The sequence below is a fragment of the Janibacter sp. Y6 genome (assembly GCF_040900765.1).
Lineage (GTDB): Bacteria > Actinomycetota > Actinomycetes > Actinomycetales > Dermatophilaceae > Marihabitans > Marihabitans melonis.
Window position 1 is genome coordinate 1 of sequence record NZ_JAKLYZ010000014.1, and the last position, 1,213, is coordinate 1,213.

At 67.7% G+C, this 1,213-nt stretch carries 1 protein-coding gene; it reads right to left on the bottom strand.

Features of this window, described 5'->3' with window-relative positions:
* Positions 1-33: 33 nt before the first annotated feature.
* The coding region (locus L6241_RS16200) for an IS481 family transposase (RefSeq protein WP_368247083.1) at positions 34-1,213 on the bottom strand (1,180 nt) is incomplete at its 5' end.

Genomic DNA, 1,213 nt, shown 5'->3' on the forward strand with positions numbered 1-1,213 from the left:
TGTCCTGTCTCAGGACATATGAAACCCCCGAACCTACGGGTTCGGGGGTTTCGTGCTGTTCTGGGGCTGGTAGTCGCGGGTGGGGTCGAGGGTGAGCTGGCGGATGATCTCGCCGGTGTCGGCGTGCACGACGGTGATCTCGAGGTCGTGGACAAGGACGAGGACGCGGTGGCCGTTGAGGGCGCGGCCGATGCCGATGTGGTGCAGCCGGCCGGCGTGACGCAGGGTGATGGTGCCTTCGTTGACCCTGTCGGTGCGCACCCGGGCGTGGGTTCGGGCTGTGGGTTCGTCTGGTGGCGCGGCTTTGGGTCGGGCTTGGTAGGCCGCGGCGGGTGTGCGGCGGTTCAGGGCGCGGTGGGGTCGTTGGTGGTTGTACTCGTGCTGGAAGCGGTCGAGCAGGGTCTGCAGCTGCTCGATGGTGGCGGGCTGGGTGGGTTGTCGTCGTAGCCAGTTCTTCAGGGTCTGCTGGAAGCGTTCGACCTTGCCCTGGGTTTGGGGGTGGTTGCCGCGTCCGTTCTTCTGGGTCACTCCCAAGGTGGCGAGCTCGTGCTCGAAGGCGTTGCGTCCTCCGCGCACGCCGTGGGCTGAGTGGCGCACGGTGTACACCATGCCGTTGTCGGTGAGTGTGCTTGCGGGGCAGCCGTGCTCGGCGATGGTGGAGCGGAAGGTGGCTAGCACGATGGGGCCGGTGATGCGGGGGTGTGCGCTGATGTGCAGCGCCATGCGGGAGTGGTCGTCGAGCCAGGTGATGACCTCGACGTCGCGACCTGCTTGCAGGGTGGTGTGGGTGAAGTCGGATTGCCAGCACTGGTTGGGCTGATCGGCTTCAAAGCGGATGTAGGCCGAGCGTGGCTTCTTCTTCGGTTCGGGTCGTACACGCCCGCTGCGGGTCAGGATCCGCGCGATCGTGGCTCGTGAGGGAGCGGTGATCCCGGCGCGTTGGAGGTGCCAGGCGATGGTGTCAGGGCCGGCGTCGTGCCCGCTGGCGACGAGGCGGTCGCGTTCGGCGGTGACCGCCTCGATCACGTCGCTGCTGATCGCTCGTGGGTTGCTGCTCGGGCGGCGTGAGCGGGGCTCGAACGCGGCCTCGCCCTCGGCTCGGTACCTGGCCATCCACCGTGACACGGTGGGCTGAGAGACCCCGTACTGCTGCGCGGCTTCGGCCTGGGTCAGACCCAGCCGGGTGATCGCGGTGATGACCAGCTTGGCTTTC